Origin of the sequence: Pseudomonas sp. RW10S2 (assembly GCF_014268985.1) — a bacterium.
Lineage (GTDB): Bacteria > Pseudomonadota > Gammaproteobacteria > Pseudomonadales > Pseudomonadaceae > Aquipseudomonas > Aquipseudomonas wayambapalatensis.
The window spans coordinates 1-14,233 of record NZ_JABWRO010000010.1 but is presented as its reverse complement, the minus strand read 5'-3'; the positions used below and the strand labels follow the sequence as shown (position 1 = coordinate 14,233).

At 64.3% G+C, this 14,233-nt stretch carries 17 protein-coding genes; 10 read left to right on the top strand and 7 right to left on the bottom strand.

What is annotated here, in order from left to right:
* Position 1: 1 nt before the first annotated feature.
* Complete coding sequence (locus tag HU729_RS03980; RefSeq protein ID WP_186708505.1) at positions 2 to 289, top strand: hypothetical protein; 288 nt, start codon at positions 2 to 4, stop codon at positions 287 to 289.
* Here the strand turns inward: HU729_RS03980 and HU729_RS03975 are convergent.
* Together HU729_RS03975 and HU729_RS03970 are read right to left on the bottom strand one after the other, a co-directional pair.
* The gene (locus tag HU729_RS03975) at positions 281 to 871 is read right to left on the bottom strand and encodes a 2-hydroxychromene-2-carboxylate isomerase (RefSeq protein WP_186708504.1); all 591 of its coding nucleotides are present in this window, start codon (positions 869 to 871) and stop codon (positions 281 to 283) included. The genes HU729_RS03980 and HU729_RS03975 overlap by 9 nt on opposite strands.
* Before the next feature lie 40 nt (positions 872 to 911).
* Positions 912 to 1,643, bottom strand: a complete 732-nt coding sequence (locus HU729_RS03970) for an SDR family oxidoreductase (RefSeq protein ID WP_186708503.1) — start codon at positions 1,641 to 1,643, stop codon at positions 912 to 914.
* An 87-nt stretch (positions 1,644 to 1,730) separates the two neighbouring features.
* Here HU729_RS03970 and HU729_RS03965 point away from each other — a divergent pair, with 87 nt between their 5' ends.
* Positions 1,731 to 2,291, top strand: a complete 561-nt coding sequence (locus tag HU729_RS03965; protein ID WP_186708502.1) for a TetR/AcrR family transcriptional regulator — start codon at positions 1,731 to 1,733, stop codon at positions 2,289 to 2,291.
* Positions 2,292 to 2,328: 37 nt separating this feature from the next.
* Here the strand turns inward: HU729_RS03965 and nfsB are convergent, their stop codons facing one another.
* Positions 2,329 to 2,979: an oxygen-insensitive NAD(P)H nitroreductase gene (gene nfsB / locus HU729_RS03960; protein WP_186665163.1), complete on the bottom strand. Its 651-nt coding sequence runs from the start codon at positions 2,977 to 2,979 to the stop codon at positions 2,329 to 2,331.
* Between the two features lie 102 nt (positions 2,980 to 3,081).
* Between nfsB and HU729_RS03955 the strand changes: the two genes are divergently transcribed.
* A complete protein-coding gene (locus HU729_RS03955; protein ID WP_186708501.1) occupies positions 3,082 to 3,978 on the top strand; it encodes a LysR family transcriptional regulator in 897 nt (298 codons plus the stop codon).
* Here the strand turns inward: HU729_RS03955 and HU729_RS03950 are convergent.
* Positions 3,975 to 4,835: a hypothetical protein gene (locus HU729_RS03950; RefSeq protein WP_186708500.1), complete on the bottom strand. Its 861-nt coding sequence runs from the start codon at positions 4,833 to 4,835 to the stop codon at positions 3,975 to 3,977. The genes HU729_RS03955 and HU729_RS03950 overlap by 4 nt on opposite strands.
* 135 nt (positions 4,836 to 4,970) lie before the next feature.
* On the opposite strand from HU729_RS03950, the gene HU729_RS03945 reads away from it, so the two are divergent.
* Both HU729_RS03945 and HU729_RS03940 read left to right on the top strand, forming a co-directional pair.
* Complete coding sequence (locus HU729_RS03945) at positions 4,971 to 5,801, top strand: AraC family transcriptional regulator (RefSeq protein ID WP_186665166.1); 831 nt, start codon at positions 4,971 to 4,973, stop codon at positions 5,799 to 5,801.
* 48 nt (positions 5,802 to 5,849) lie between these two features.
* Positions 5,850 to 6,434: a LysE family translocator gene (locus HU729_RS03940; RefSeq protein ID WP_186708499.1), complete on the top strand. Its 585-nt coding sequence runs from the start codon at positions 5,850 to 5,852 to the stop codon at positions 6,432 to 6,434.
* Between the two features lie 3 nt (positions 6,435 to 6,437).
* Here the strand turns inward: HU729_RS03940 and HU729_RS03935 are convergent, their stop codons facing one another.
* Positions 6,438 to 7,649 (bottom strand): sugar transporter, encoded by a 1,212-nt coding sequence (locus HU729_RS03935; protein WP_186708497.1) that lies wholly within the window; start codon positions 7,647 to 7,649, stop codon positions 6,438 to 6,440.
* Positions 7,650 to 7,844: 195 nt separating this feature from the next.
* Here HU729_RS03935 and HU729_RS03930 point away from each other — a divergent pair, with 195 nt between their 5' ends.
* The gene (locus HU729_RS03930; RefSeq protein ID WP_186708539.1) at positions 7,845 to 9,137 is read left to right on the top strand and encodes a hypothetical protein; all 1,293 of its coding nucleotides are present in this window, start codon (positions 7,845 to 7,847) and stop codon (positions 9,135 to 9,137) included.
* 72 nt (positions 9,138 to 9,209) lie between these two features.
* Here the strand turns inward: HU729_RS03930 and HU729_RS03925 are convergent, their stop codons facing one another.
* Positions 9,210 to 10,262 carry an NAD(P)-dependent alcohol dehydrogenase gene (locus tag HU729_RS03925; protein ID WP_186708495.1) on the bottom strand — a complete coding sequence of 351 codons (1,053 nt, stop codon included), beginning with the start codon at positions 10,260 to 10,262 and terminating at the stop codon, positions 9,210 to 9,212.
* 181 nt (positions 10,263 to 10,443) lie between these two features.
* Here HU729_RS03925 and HU729_RS03920 point away from each other — a divergent pair, with 181 nt between their 5' ends.
* Entirely contained in the window at positions 10,444 to 11,349 is a 906-nt protein-coding gene (locus tag HU729_RS03920; protein WP_186665172.1) for an AraC family transcriptional regulator, read from the top strand.
* Between the two features lie 46 nt (positions 11,350 to 11,395).
* On the opposite strand, the gene thpR is transcribed toward HU729_RS03920, so the two are convergent.
* Complete coding sequence (gene thpR / locus HU729_RS03915) at positions 11,396 to 12,010, bottom strand: RNA 2',3'-cyclic phosphodiesterase (protein ID WP_186665173.1); 615 nt, start codon at positions 12,008 to 12,010, stop codon at positions 11,396 to 11,398.
* A gap of 204 nt (positions 12,011 to 12,214) precedes the next feature.
* Here thpR and lpxO point away from each other — a divergent pair, with 204 nt between their 5' ends.
* From lpxO to HU729_RS03900, 3 genes are all read left to right on the top strand, one after another.
* Positions 12,215 to 13,114 carry a lipid A hydroxylase LpxO gene (gene lpxO / locus HU729_RS03910; protein ID WP_054890877.1) on the top strand — a complete coding sequence of 300 codons (900 nt, stop codon included), beginning with the start codon at positions 12,215 to 12,217 and terminating at the stop codon, positions 13,112 to 13,114.
* A gap of 102 nt (positions 13,115 to 13,216) precedes the next feature.
* On the top strand, positions 13,217 to 13,561 hold the full coding sequence (locus HU729_RS03905) for a carboxymuconolactone decarboxylase family protein (RefSeq protein WP_054890878.1): 345 nt from the start codon (positions 13,217 to 13,219) through the stop codon (positions 13,559 to 13,561).
* 78 nt (positions 13,562 to 13,639) lie between these two features.
* Positions 13,640 to 14,209, top strand: a complete 570-nt coding sequence (locus HU729_RS03900) for an N-acetyltransferase (protein WP_054890879.1) — start codon at positions 13,640 to 13,642, stop codon at positions 14,207 to 14,209.
* Positions 14,210 to 14,233 lie beyond the last annotated feature (24 nt).

Here is a 14,233-nt window from a genome sequence, read left to right as displayed (position 1 = left end):
CATGCCCGCTCCCAACAGCCGCGAGATCTACCAGTGCCTGCGTGACGCCGCCCTCGGCGTCCAGGCGCTGGAAGTGCACGAGCATCTGAGCGATGGTCGGGTCAGGGTACAGATCGGCCACTGGCAACTGATCCTGACCCTCGACGACGAAGGCCTCGCCCATTGCAGCGAATGCCGCGCCCCCGATGGCCGTGAGGCCGAGCGCGGCCACTGGCAACGCTATGGCACCGACCCGGTCGAGCTGCTCAGCGTCTGGGAGCGCGAGCAGTTGGAGCGGCTGTTAGGTTAATGCTTCTTCGATGAAGTCCAAGCGGTCCTGACCGAAGAACATCTCCCTACCGACAAAACAGATCGGCGCGCCGAACACGCCCCGCTCGACCGCCTCCTGGGTCACCTGCTTGAGCCGCTCCTTGACCTCGACGTCGGCCGCCAGGGCACGAAACGCCTCGGGGTCCATGCCTGCTTCGCGCAGCGTCGCATCGAGTACCTCGGGGTCCGACAGATTGCGCTGCTGCACCCACAGCCCATCGAACAAAACCTTGAGCAAAGGCTCGAGGCGCTCGGGCGAGCGCATCTGCGTGCCGAGTACGCCTCGCATCAGGTTCAGGGTATTGACCGGAAACCCCGTCGGCAGGCTGAACGGCACGCCATAACGGGCAGCGAAGCGTTTCAGGTCGCCGATCATGTAGCGCCCCTTGGCCGGTATCGTCGCCGGCGAGGCGTTTCCGGTGGCCTGGAACACACCGCCCAGCAGCATTGGCCGCAGCGCCAGGGTGGCGCTTCGGCGGGCGCACAGGGCGGGCAATTGGGTCCAGGCCAGGTAGCTGGCCGGACTACCCAGGTCAAAGTAGAACTCGACGCATTTGCTCATGCAGCACTCCTTGTGGCGGAAGGTGGTTGGGCACAGCGGATCACCAGCGTTCGATCCAGGGGCGCAAGTCCAGTTCGAAGGTCCAGGCGTCCCGGGGTTGGGTGTGCAGGTACCAGTAGCTGTCGGCGATATGCGCAGGGTCGAGGATGCCATCCTGGTCCTTCAGGGCGTAGCGCTCGGGGAAGGTGTCGCGAATGAACGCCGTGTCGATGGCGCCGTCGACCACCACGTGCGCCACGTGGATGTTTCGTGGCCCCAGCTCGCGCGCCATGCTCTGGGCCAGTGCGCGCAAGGCATGCTTGGCGCCAGCGAAGGCAGCGAAACCGGCGGCGCCGCGAGTGCCGGCAGTGGCGCCGGTGAAGATCAGGGTGCCGCGCTCGCGGGTGACCATGCGCCGCGCCACCGCCTGGGCAGTAAGAAAACCGGCGAAACAGGCCATTTCCCAGATCTTGAAGTATTTGCGCGGCGTTTCGTCGAGGATGCTGCAGGGCACGTTCGCACCGATGTTGAACACGAAGGCCTCGATCGGGGCGATATCACGCTCGATGGTTTCGACCAGCTCGGCCACCGCCTCTTCCTTGCGTGCATCGGAGCCAAAACCGTAGGCCTGGCCGCCGGCCGCACGGATCTCGTCCACCAGCGGTTGCAGCTTGTCAGCGTCGCGACGGGTCACACAGGCGATATAACCTTCGCGGGCAAAACGCTTGGCGATCTCGCCGCCGGTGGCATCGCCCGCCCCTATCACCAGGACCGCTTTTCGTTGTTCTGTCATCGGCACCTCATTAGTGAACGATCATTTAGTAAACGAACGCTATGCTATGATCGCTGCACCGTCAAGCCAGCATACCGAGGTTCGCGGATGCGCTATTCCACCGATCACAAGCAACAGACCCGCGAGAAACTGCTGGCCAGCAGTGGCGTCCTGGCCAAGCGCGGTGGTTTCGCCAGTACCGGGGTCGCTGAGTTGATGAAGGCTATCGGCCTCACCGGTGGCGCCTTCTACAATCACTTCCCGTCCAAGGATGACCTGTTCAGCGAGGTGGTACGCCGAGAGCTGTGCAACAGCCCGCTCGCCCGCCTGGCCAGCCAGGGCGCCGACCGCGAGCGCCTGCGTCGTTGCCTGAAGCAGTACTTGAGCCTGGCCCACCTGCACAATCCCGAGGGTGGCTGCCCGCTGCCGCCACTGGGGGTCGAGATTGCCCGAGCCGAGCCACCGGTGCGTGAACAGGCCGAGCACTGGTTGCTCGAACTGCAGGCAGCCTGGAGTGAAACGCTTGGGGATGAGCGCAGGGCCTGGGCGCTGATCAGTCAGTGCGTCGGTGCCCTGGTGGTCGGGCGCATGCTGGCCAGCGAAGGGGTGCAGCAACAAGTGCTGGACGCCAGCCGCGACGTGGTCGAGCGGGCGCTGGAGGAAAATTGAAAACCGGGGCAGACCGTAATGGCCTGCCCCGCTTTTTTCAGAGGAAGGTAAACACCGTCTCGGCCGGCAGCCGCGACTTGTTCAGGCCGGCATTGAAGTCATCTTCGCTGCGATACCCAAGGCTCAGCAGCACGACGCTGGTAAAGCCACGCTCGCGCAGGCCCAGCTCAGCGTCCAGCGCCTTGCTGTCGAAGCCCTCGATCGGGGTCGCATCGAGCCCGAGGGCGGCAGCGCCGAGCAATGCGGTACCCAGGGCCAGGTAGGTCTGCTTTTCCATCCAGTGCTGCGTGTCCTTGAAGTCGTAGCGATGCAGGTTCACAAAGCTGCGTCGGGTCAGGTCCTGGCCGGCACGGGCCTGGTCATCGCGAAAACGGCCATCGGCGGCTTCCTGGTCCAGCACGGCGTTCAGGTGCGCCTCGGTCATTTCGGTGCGGGTCGCGAACACGATCACGTGCGAGGCATTGAGAATCTTGGGTGTGTTGTAGGCGAAGGCTTCGGTGCCCTTGGTCAGGCGTGCCTTGCCTTCGGCACTGCCGGCGACGATGAAGTGCCAAGGCTGCGAATTGACCGACGACGGGCTATGACGCAATTGCTCCAGCAGTGCATCGATGGTGGCTTGCTCAATCTTGCGGCTGGCATCGTAGGCCTTGGTGGTATAGCGGCGCTTGGCCAGGGTGACGGTATCCATCGGAACTGCTCCTGTCAGGGAAGGTGATGGCGCGTATCTTATATTTCCTACAGGAAAGAAAAAGCAGCACAATGCAGCAACACTTTCATTCCAGGAGTGAAAATGCTGCGCCTTGAAGATTTAAACCTGTTCATTCGCTCCAGCGCCTTGGGCAGCTTTACCGCCGCCGCCCTGGAAGCCGGCCTGCTACCGGGCCAGGTGGCAGCAGCGATCAAGCGCCTGGAGCGTGAGCTGGACGTGCGCCTGTTTGCCCGCACCACCCGTAGCCTGCGCCTGACCGCCGAGGGTGAGCTGTATTTGCCCACCGCCCACAGCGTGCTGGAGACCCTGCGTCAAGGGCGCGAAAGCCTGCATGGCGACCACAGTGAACTGCGCGGTGTACTACAGGTGTCGGCGCCTTCGGATGTCGGACGCAACCTGGTGCTGCCCTGGCTCACCGAGTTTCGCCGAGAACACTCGGGCTTGAGCCTACGCTTCTTCCTGTCCGACGAACTCGCCGACCTGTACCGCGACCCGGTGGACGTCGGCATCCGCTATGGCATCGACGAGACCGCCAACTACATCTCGCTGCCACTGGCGCCGTGGAACCGCCGGGTGCTGGTCGCCGCCCCCGCCTACCTCGCCCGCCGCGGCCGCCCGCACACCCCGCAAGACCTGCAACAGCACGACTGCCTGCTGTACCTGCAGCAGTCGCGGGTGTTCGACCGCTGGCAACTGGGCGAGCAGACGGTGCAGGTCAGCGGGCCGCTGTTCTGCGACGACGCCGACGTGGTACGGCGCTGGGCACTGGCTGGCGAAGGCATCGCCTTCAAGTCATGGCTGGACGTGCGTGCCAATGTTGCCGTCGGCGAGCTCGAGGTGCTGATGCCGGACTTCCCCGGCGACCTGCGCCCTCTGACCCTGGTGTGCCCGCACCGCAAGCAGCTGTCGCCGGCGGTGGCGCGCTTGCACCAGTGGTTGCAGGGCAAGTTTGCACAGTTGCAGCCCAACCCTGGTTAGTGCGCTTTGCAGGAAGACTCGGCCGGCTCCTTGCCAAGCATCAGCACGCTGCCATAGATGGCGCACAACCAGCCACCCCGGTCATGCACCTGCTGTCGAGCGGTGTCCACGACCGCGAACATCTTGCCCACGGTCACGGTGGGAATGACATAGGCGGGAATCAGCAACGCCAGCGTCAACGCCCAACGCACCTTCCAATTGTCGTTGGCGCTATGCTCGCGCATGACGAAATAACACTGGGCATCGTCAATGACGCGGCCCTGGGCGAGCACTTCCAGAACATGCTCGTCCTGGCTCGTGAAGGGCGTCGCACCAGCAGCCCCGCTCGCCGGTTTCCCGGCGCGCAAGCCCTCCAATGCCTTGCCAGCCTCGCCACGTAGCACCCTGGCACTGCCTTCACGCCTGATCAGGTCTTCAAAGGTCGGATACCGATACGCGCCGGGCGCGCACAGGTGATAAAGAATGGAAAACACCAGCAGGCTCAAACCGCTCAGCCAGTACATGAACAAGCTGAAGGGCATTTGCTCGACATGTCCCGCCTGCTTGAATCCCTCGACCGCCAGAGGCACGACGGTCAGGGCCACCGTCACCAGAAGCATGAGCTTGCTGGAGGCGATCAGCGACATAACTTTCCAGTCATGGGCAAACCCCACCTTCGGCGCTCGAAAAGATAGGGCACCGCTCGCCAGGGTGCACACGCCGACGAAAACCAGATAGATGATCAACAGCCAGCCGCCCGTGGCGCCCATATTCTGGGCCAGGGGAATCACTATGAGGGTCGCTGCCACCTGGGCAATCACCGCAGTGACGACCATGACCAGCAGTACCTGCAACCAATTTGTAGATATGTCTTTCATCAGAGCAACAGCTTCCTGCAAAAACACCCAGCATACAGGCTAAATGCCACTATCCGACCCATCCCGTGCACATCCGTTCTAAAATCCGCAGCGCTTTTAAGCTAAGGTGAAGACTCCCTTTCGCAGGCCACGCCCATGTCCAACTGGATCGACCTCAAGCAGGACGCCGACACAGGCATCGAGTCGGTCCGCGCCCATTTCGTCGGCCATGCCTACGACCCGCACTGGCACGACAGCTTTCTGGTCGGGGTCACCGAACAGGGTGTGCAGCAGTTCAATTGCCGCCGGGTTCGGCACCAGAGCACACCGGGCCAGGTGTTCCTGCTGGAGCCGGGCGACCTTCACGATGGCGACGCCCCCACCCACGAAGGTTTCACCTATTCCACGCTGTACCTGGACTCGAAGTGGCTGGAAAATGAGCTGCATGCACTGTTCGAACAGGCCCCGACCGGCAGCCTGCCGGCCTTCGCCGACACCCTGTGTGCCGACCCGCAACTGGCGGGCACCACCTTGCGCGCCTTCCAGGCCATGCACGGCGGCGAAATGCGAATCGTGCGCCAGACCGCCATGGACGACCTGCTCGCCTGCCTGACCCGGCACCTGCACTGGCGCAAGCGCCTTGACCCCGATCCACGCCTGCCACTGTGCGCCCAGCGAGCGCGCGACTACCTGCACGCCCACATCGACCAGGACATCAGCTTGAACGAAGTGGCACAGGCCTGCGGCGTCGATCGCTTTCGCCTGACCCGCGCCTTCAAGGCCGCGTTCGGCCTGGCGCCGCACGCCTACCTGATTCAGTTGCGCCTGGCCCGCGCCCGGCGCCTGCTGGCTCGCGGCGACACACCCAGCGCAGTGGCCATGGCCTTGGGCTTTGCCGACCAGAGCCACCTGGGCCGGTGGTTCCGTCGTGCCTACCGGCTGACACCGGCCGACTACCGCCGACGCTGCTCAAAGCTTCCAGACTGAACCGCCCCCAAGCCTGACCATGGTGCTCCGAACCACAGGAGCCTCACCATGTCGTCATCGCTGTTGCCCTTCATCCTTTTTGCCCTGGTCGCCAGCATCAGCCCCGGGCCGACCAACCTGCTGATTCTCGCCCACGGTGCACACAACGGCCTGCGTGCCAGCCTGGCGCCAATCTTCGCGGCTTGCGCAGCGGCGGCGGTGATCGTCTGGGTGGTAGGCCTGGGGCTGGGAGAGGTGCTGCTGCGCCACCCGCTGGCGCAGCAAGTGATGAGCGGGCTGGGCGTGCTGTGGTTGAGCCGCCTGGCCTGGCAGTTGTTCCGCGCCGCTGGTGAGCCCTTGCGTGCCACGGCACGGCAGCGCTTCGGGGTTGTCAGCGCGGCATCGCTGCAACTGGTCAATCCCAAGGTCTGGCTGATGGCGGTGGCGGTGATCGGGGTGTTTGCCGCGCCAGGAGTGCCGGTGTGGCACTTGGCGCTGGTGTTTCTGATCGTCGCCCTGCCCTGCATGGGCGCCTGGGCGCTGCTTGGGATCGGCAGTGCCCGCTGGTTGCGCTCACCCCGGCACCTGCAGCGCTTCAACCAGTTGCTGGCACTGTTGCTGCTGGTGTCAGCGTGGTCGGCTTTGCTGGCGTGAAGCTCAAGGCGCCGGGGGTGTCGCCAGAGCATCGCGAAAGCGCTGGCTGCTGGCCAAGGCCAGGCCCAAGCCCAGCACCGCCACCACGCCGCCGACCAGGCCAATATTGGCCACGCCGATCTGGCTGCTGACGATACTGCCCAGCAACGCCCCACCGCCGATACCGATGTTGTAGATCCCCGAGAACAGCGCCATGGCCACATCGGTGGCGTCGGACGCCAACTTGAGCGTCTTCGATTGCAGCGACAGGCTGAAGCTCAGGATCGCCACGCCCCAGAACATGCTCAACACGGCGAATGCGGCGAAGCTCCCCGACAGCGGCAACAGCAGCAACAGGCAAGCGGCCAGACAACCGATCGACCCAACCAGGAAACCATGCGGGAAGCGGTCGCTGTAGCGGCTGAACAGCACCGAACCGAGCACCCCCGCCCCGCCGAACAGCAACAGGATCAAGGTGGTGTGCTCGCCACTGATCTGCGCCACATGCAGGGCGAACGGTTCGATGTAGCTGTAGGCGGTGAACTGTGCGGTGATCACCAGCGTGACCAAAAGATAGGTGATGACCAGGGCGCGCCTGCGGAACAGAATCGGCAGGCTGCGCAACGAACCGGAGTTCTGGCTCGGCAGCAAGGGCAGCGACTTCATCAGGCACAGCATGGTCGCCAGCGCCACACCCGCGATGCTGAGGAAGGTGATGCGCCAACCCAGCGCCTCGCCCACCACCCGCCCGAGCGGGATGCCCAAAACCATCGCCAGGGTAGTCCCGGTGGCCAGCAACCCGAGCGCCTTGGCCTGCTTGCCGGCCGGCGCCACGCGCACCGCCAGCGACGCGGTGATCGCCCAGAACACCGCGTGCGACAAGGCGATGCCGATGCGGCTGACCAGCAACATGGCGAAACTCTGTGCCATCCACGACAGCAGATGGCTGACGACGAACACCAGGAACACGAACAACAGCAGGCGCCGCCGCTCGATGTTACGGGTCATCAGCATCATCGGCAGCGAAGCCAGCGCCACTACCCAGGCGTAGATGGTCAGCATGAGGCCCACCTGCGCGGTGGTCATGTCGAAGCTGCGACCGATGTCGCTGAGCAGTGCCACCGGCACGAACTCGGTGGTATTGAAGATGAAGGCCGCCAGTGCCAGCGCGATCACGCTCAGCCAGCTGCCGCCGCCTGCCGGTGCAGGAAGGGAATCAGGTAGGGGTCCATTCATCGAGGCCAATGCAATCTCCGCAGGCAAAGCGATAGGACGCGCCCCACGTGCCCAGGTTAAGGACGCGGATGCACGGTTTGTTATTGATAGGAGTACTCGGCATGGTACGCGTCAAGGCCGGGCCTCACAACCGCGCGCGCACGGAGTACCATGACGCACTGTAGCAACCTGCGGAACAAGGAGTTCGATCCGCTCATGGACAAGCAACACCCTCAGCAGCAGTGGCAACAGGCGATCACCGCCTACGCCGAGGCCGTCAACCGCCATGTTGCGCAAGGTCGCGCACCAGGGCACGACCCAGCACAAGCGCCCTGCCCACCGGCCATCGACCACCTGCTCGAGGCCTGGCAGCTCGCCCTGCACGCGATCAACAGGCCTGGCATCGACGAGCACCAGCGTCAGTTGTTTCGCGAAGCCTGGCCGCCCGCCCATGATCCCTTGCTGCCACTGCTCCAGAGCCATGGCCAAGGTATCGCCAATGTGCTGCTGCTCGATGACGGCCGCTTGCTGGCACGCATCGGCATGCCCCACGACAAGGGCCAGGTGGTGCAGATCGACCGCAACGGGGTGACCCCGATGATCAGCGTCGAGTATTTCGGTCGCTGCCCGCGACGACGCTACTTCGCCCTGGCCAATGCCGAGGGCGTACGCATCACCGACGGCTGGGGCGGCCCGCAGGTCGCCCGGCTGTCCTGGCCCCATGGTTTGGAAGGTCTGCCACCTGGCTACCCGTTCGATCCCTTCGACCTGCCACCCGCCCCAACCCAGCTTCTCCCCCTGCCGGATGGCCAACGGGTGCTGCTGGTCAGCCGCGAGGGCATCTTCCTGCTCGCACCTCAAGGTGCCACCCGCCTGCTGCGCCGCGAAGCAGATATCCTGGCGCAACTGGCCGACGGCACCGACCCTGACGACATCGCGCTCACCCTGACCCTGGCCCATGCGGCACTGTCGCCGGATGGCCGAAGGATCGTGCTGGGCGAGCAACGCGGCAACCACCAGCTACTCGACGAGCACCTGGAGCCGCTGGCCGAGATCGTCCCGGCGGGCGAGTATCCGCACTTTGCCCTGTTCAACCACCGCGGCGACCAGTTGCTGCTCAATGCCTGCCAGGGCGACGGCGGGGCCAGCCTTGGCGTAACGCTCGCCAATCTTGCAACCGACCCACAGATCTCGATGCTGCAGGAAGGCGTGCAGATTCATGCTGGCGTCGCACGCGAAGGTGAGTACATCGTCGGCGATGCCCAAGGCTATCTGCGCGGCTTCGGCGAAGACGGTGGTGCACACTGGCAGCATTACCTGGGGTCGGCCATCAGCGCCATGGACATCAGCGCCGATGGCAGCACCCTGGTCGCGGCCAGCCATGCCGGCTTCATCTCGCTGATCGCTTTGGACAGCAAACGACCTGCCTGGCAGATCGGCACCGGCGAACATGCCGAATTGCGCCGCTGGCTGTTCTGGAAAGGGTGGGAGAAGGCAATGGTCTGGTAGCCCCTGTACTGGCCGCAATCGCGGGACGGTTCGCCGCTGCGACTCGTCCCGCGATGGGGATAACCGCCCGGATCAGGCCTGCAAGGTCGCCATGTCGATCACGAAGCGGTACTTCACATCACCCTTGATCATCCGCTCGAACGCCTCGTTGATATCGCGGATATCCAGCATCTCGATATCGCAGCTGATCCCATGTTCGGCGCAGAAATCCAGCACTTCCTGGGTTTCGGCGATGCCGCCGATCAAGGAGCCGGCCAGCACCCGACGCTTGAGTACCAGGTTGGCCGCATGCACGGGCGGATCGACCGGCTCGATCAGGCCGACCAGGATGTGCACACCGTCGAACTTCAGGGTTTCCAGGTAGGGATTCAGGTCGTGTTGCACCGGAATGGTGTCGAGCAGGAAGTCGAAACGACCTGCTGCCTCGCGCATCTGCGCCTCGTCGGTGGAGACGATGACATGATCGGCGCCCTGGCGGCGGGCTTCCTCGGCCTTGGCCGGGGAGCGGGTGAACAGTGTCACCTCGGCGCCCAGGGCCTTGGCGAACTTGATGCCCATGTGGCCCAGGCCGCCCATGCCCAGCACGCCGACCTTGTGCCCAGGCCCCACACCGTGGTGCTTGAGCGGTGAGTAAGTGGTGATGCCCGCGCAGAGGATCGGCGCGGCGCTCGGCAGGTCCATCCCTTGGGGGATACGCAGAACGAAGTGCTCGCTGACCACGATGCTGCTGGAGTAGCCACCCAGGGTATTGCTGCCGTCGATACGGTCGGGAGTGGCATAGGTCTGGGTCGGCCCTTCCAGGCAATACTGCTCCAGGTCCTGTCGGCAAGCCTCGCAATGGCGGCAGGAGTCGACCATGCAGCCGACACCGACGAGGTCACCGACCTGGTACTTGCCGGCCTTCTCGCCCACAGCGGTGACGCGGCCGACGATCTCGTGGCCGGGCATCAGTGGGTAGACGGCAATGCCCCACTCATTGCGGGCCTGGTGAATATCGGAGTGGCATACGCCGCAGTAGAGGATCTCGATGGCGACGTCGTCCGGGCGCAGGCCGCGGCGCTGGAAGGTCATGGGCGCCAGGGGCGCGGTGGAAGACTGGGCGGCATAACCGATGGCGGTGTACATGCTCTGGACCTCGCAATGTTGAAACGATTCAGGCCACGCATTCTGCGCATCGAAACGGGCCAGGCCCACAGCCGATCCTCCGGCATTCGTGCCTGATTCTCCGGAGTTGGTCGAAGCAATCTGGCGCTGGACTGTCAATCTGCGAAGATGCCAGTGTCTGATTCTCTGTCACTGGTTTGCCATGCAACTGACCCAACACGTCGACGCCAATGCCCCCCTCTGCTCGCTGATTCGCGCCCTCGCCCCGCGCCCCGGATTCGTCGACACCTACCTGCCCCAGGTCCAGGTGTTGTCGTGGGACCACTACGTGGCCAGCAGCCCGCAGATCTACGAGCCGAGCCTGATCATCATCGCCCAGGGCAGCAAGCTCGCACGCCTGGGGCCGCGCACGCTGGAGTACGGTGCCGGGCATTACCTGATCCAGGCGCTTTCAGTGCCCTTCATGTGCGAAACCTTCGCCACACCCCAGGCACCCATGCTCGGCGTGGCCGTGAGCATCGACCGCAACGTGCTCAGCGAACTGGTGCAGAACATGGCCCTGCCACCAGACCCGGCAGTACAGGCGCAGACGCCGCAGTCGATGAGTTCGGCGGCGCTGGATAAACCGATGCGCGCCAGCGTCGAGCGGCTGCTCGAATGCCTGCAGGACCCACTGGATGCCAGAATGCTGGGGGCGACACGGGTGCGCGAGGTGCTGTACACCGCCCTGCGCGGCCCGCAGGCCGGCGTGTTGCGGGCACTGGTCGAACAGCAGGGGCACTTTGCCCGCATCGGCGTCGTGCTCGCCTACCTGCGCGACCATTACGCCGAGCCATTGAGTGTCGAAGCGCTGGCCAGCCGCGCCAACATGAGCGTTTCGACTTTCCACGAACACTTCAAGCGCTGCACCGAACTGGCGCCGATGCAGTACCTCAAGCGCCTGCGGCTGCTCAAGGCGCAGCAGATGCTGATCGGCGAGAGCCTGGGTGTAGCCCAGGTGGCGCACCGCGTAGGCTATCAGAGCACGTCGCAGTTCAGCCGCGAGTACAAGCGCGAATTCGCCCGCAGCCCAGGTGACGAACTGCCCTACCGCAGCCTGCCGGTATGACCCGGCTCTCAGGCCTGGCGACGGACCATCGCCACGATGCCGGCGCTCAGTTCCGCTTTGGCCAGCCCTGGCTCGACCTCCCCGAGGCCGCTGCCTGTGACAATGCCTCGGCGGCGCCCAAGGGCCACTCTGCCAGCGGCCAGTAACGCCCCTTGCGCGATTCATAAAGACCGAACCGGCGGGCATCGAGAAGAAACTCCGGCGCCTGGCCAGCCTCGGGCGGCGGCCCCTGGAAGTCCCGCGACAAGGTCAGGTGCGCACGATAGTCACGGGCCTGCCCGGCGATGCCCAGCGGCAGTACCCGCTGCTCCAGGCCGTAGACCAGCTGGCGCAGGCTGGCGGGTGTCTCGCCAGGTTCGAGCACCAGTGCACCAGCACGTCGCCACACCTGCAGACGGTCGAGCAGCAGGCGTATCGGCGCCCCGGTCCCACGAGGCGTCATGCCGTCTACCGCAGCGCACAGCGCCGGCACCAGGGCGGCATCCACATCGCCCAGGAACAGCAACGTCACATGAAAATTCTCGGCCGGTACCGGCTTGCCGGCCCGCAACCCCAACTCACGGCGCCACTGGGCAACGGCCCGGCGCTGAGCCTCGGGCAAATCCAGGGCAAAGAAAAGGCGCTTGAAGGGCGCACCGCTTGGGCGTGCATCCTGAACCATCGGAAACTCCTTGATCAGCCAAAGAACCGGGTGACGTGTCGATTCACCAAGCCGCCGGGTTGAATCGTTTGCGCAGACTGCCGACCATTCCACCTTGGTCCAAAGCGATGTAACAACATTATGTACAAACTGGCGACTCGATTGTTTATGCTGGCGGGCTACAGCCATGGCGCATGGCCATTTTTATTCGACAAGTAACCGTCCATGAAAATCGCACTCGTACTGATCTTCGTCCTCTCGATCGCCTATGTTCACCTGCGCGGTCGCGTTCGCCACAAGCTGACTCGTCAGTTGGGCGACCACTCGAGCTTCCTCGCCCCGGTCAACAGTTTCCTGTACCTGTTCTCCAAGCACCCGGCCAAGCCCTACCTGCCCGTGGAATCGTTCCCCGAACTGCAGCCGCTCAAGGACCATTGGCAGGAAATCCGCGAAGAAGCCCAGCAGTTGCTGCACGCTGGCGAGATCAAGAAATCCGACAACTACGATGATGTTGGTTTCAATTCCTTCTTCAAGACCGGCTGGAAGCGCTTCTACCTGAAGTGGTACGGCGAGAGCCATCCCTCGGCGATGACCCTGTGCCCACGCACCACCGAACTGCTGCAAGGCATCGGCACGGTCAAGGCGGCGATGTTCGCCACCCTGCCGCCGGGAGCCAAGCTGGTTCGCCACCGTGACCCCTATGCCGGCTCGTACCGTTACCACCTGGGCCTGGACACGCCGAACGACGATGGCTGCTACATCGACGTGGACGGCGAGAAGTATTCCTGGCGCGACGGCGAGGCGGTGATCTTCGACGAGACCTACATCCACTACGCGGCCAATACCACCGAGCACAACCGTATCATCCTGTTCTGCGACGTCGAGCGCCCGTTGAAATACCGCTGGGCAAGCGCCTTCAACCGCTGGTTCAGCCGCAACGTCATGGCCGCAGCTGCCGCACCCAACGATGCCAACGACAAGACAGGCGGCATCAACCGTCTGTTCACGCGCATCTACAAGATCCGCGAACGTGGCAAGGCCATGAAGAAACGCAACCGCACCCGCTACTACCTCGAGAAGTGGGCCGTGGTGGCAGCACTGGTGCTGCTGTTCATCTACATCTGACACTTCCTGCGGCCTCCTAGCCCCTCGGCGAAGAGGCCCGCCCTTCCCCCCATCTTCGACTAGCCTGAAAGCTCCTGTTGCCAACCTGACAAGGTGAAGACGATGAGCATGATGGACTGGGACGCCTACCGTAAGCAGTTGATGGCCGGCATCGGCGATCTCAAGCAGCTTTCCCCCGACACCGTGGCCGGCTACGCCACCGCCAGCGCTGCCGGCGCCAAGACCAACCACCTCGACGCCAAGACCCGCGAGCTGATTTCCCTGGCCGTGGCAGTGACCACCCGCTGCGACGGCTGCATCGCCGTGCACTCGCAGCAGGCGGTCAAGCACGGTGCCACCCGCGAGGAAATCGCAGAAGCCCTGGGCGTGGCCGTGGCCATGAACGCGGGCGCTGCCCTGGTGTATTCGGCACGGGCGCTGGATGCGGTCGGCAAGGCCGGCAGTTGAGGCGCTCGGGCGCCGCAGCACTTGCATGACGGCGCCCATACACCCAGACTTGCCGGCCCAGCCCGAGCAGGAACCGACATGATCCACATTCGCCCCATGACCCCGGAAGACTTCGAACGTTTCTGGCCGACCTTCCAGGCCATCGTCCAGGCGCGCGAGACCTACGCATACGACCCGCAGATGTCGCAGGAGCAGGCGCGCACGCTGTGGCTGGAGTTTCCGTTGCACACCCTGGTGGCCGAAGAGGATGGCGAGCTGCTCGGTTCCTACTACCTCAAGGCCAATGCCGCAGGCCCGGGCGCGCACGTGGGCAATTGCGGATACATGGTCACACCCCGTTCACGCGGACGTGGCGTGGCACGGCTGATGTGCGAGCACTCGCAGAAGCTGGCGCGCCAGGAGGGTTTTCTGGCCTTGCAGTTCAATTCGGTAGTGGCGAGCAACGAGGTCGCCGTGGGGCTGTGGCACAAGCTCGGTTTCGAGACCGTCGGGCGCCTGCCCAAGGCATTTCGTCATGCAGCACTGGGGCTGGTGGATTGCCTGGTGATGTACAAGTGGCTGGCCGATGAGCCAGTGACCGAGAAACCGGCGCTGCTGATCGGACGCAAGAACATCGAGGCGCGGGTGTCGCGGCGCCGGGGCCGCTAGGCGCCCTTGAGCCTGCAGGGGCAG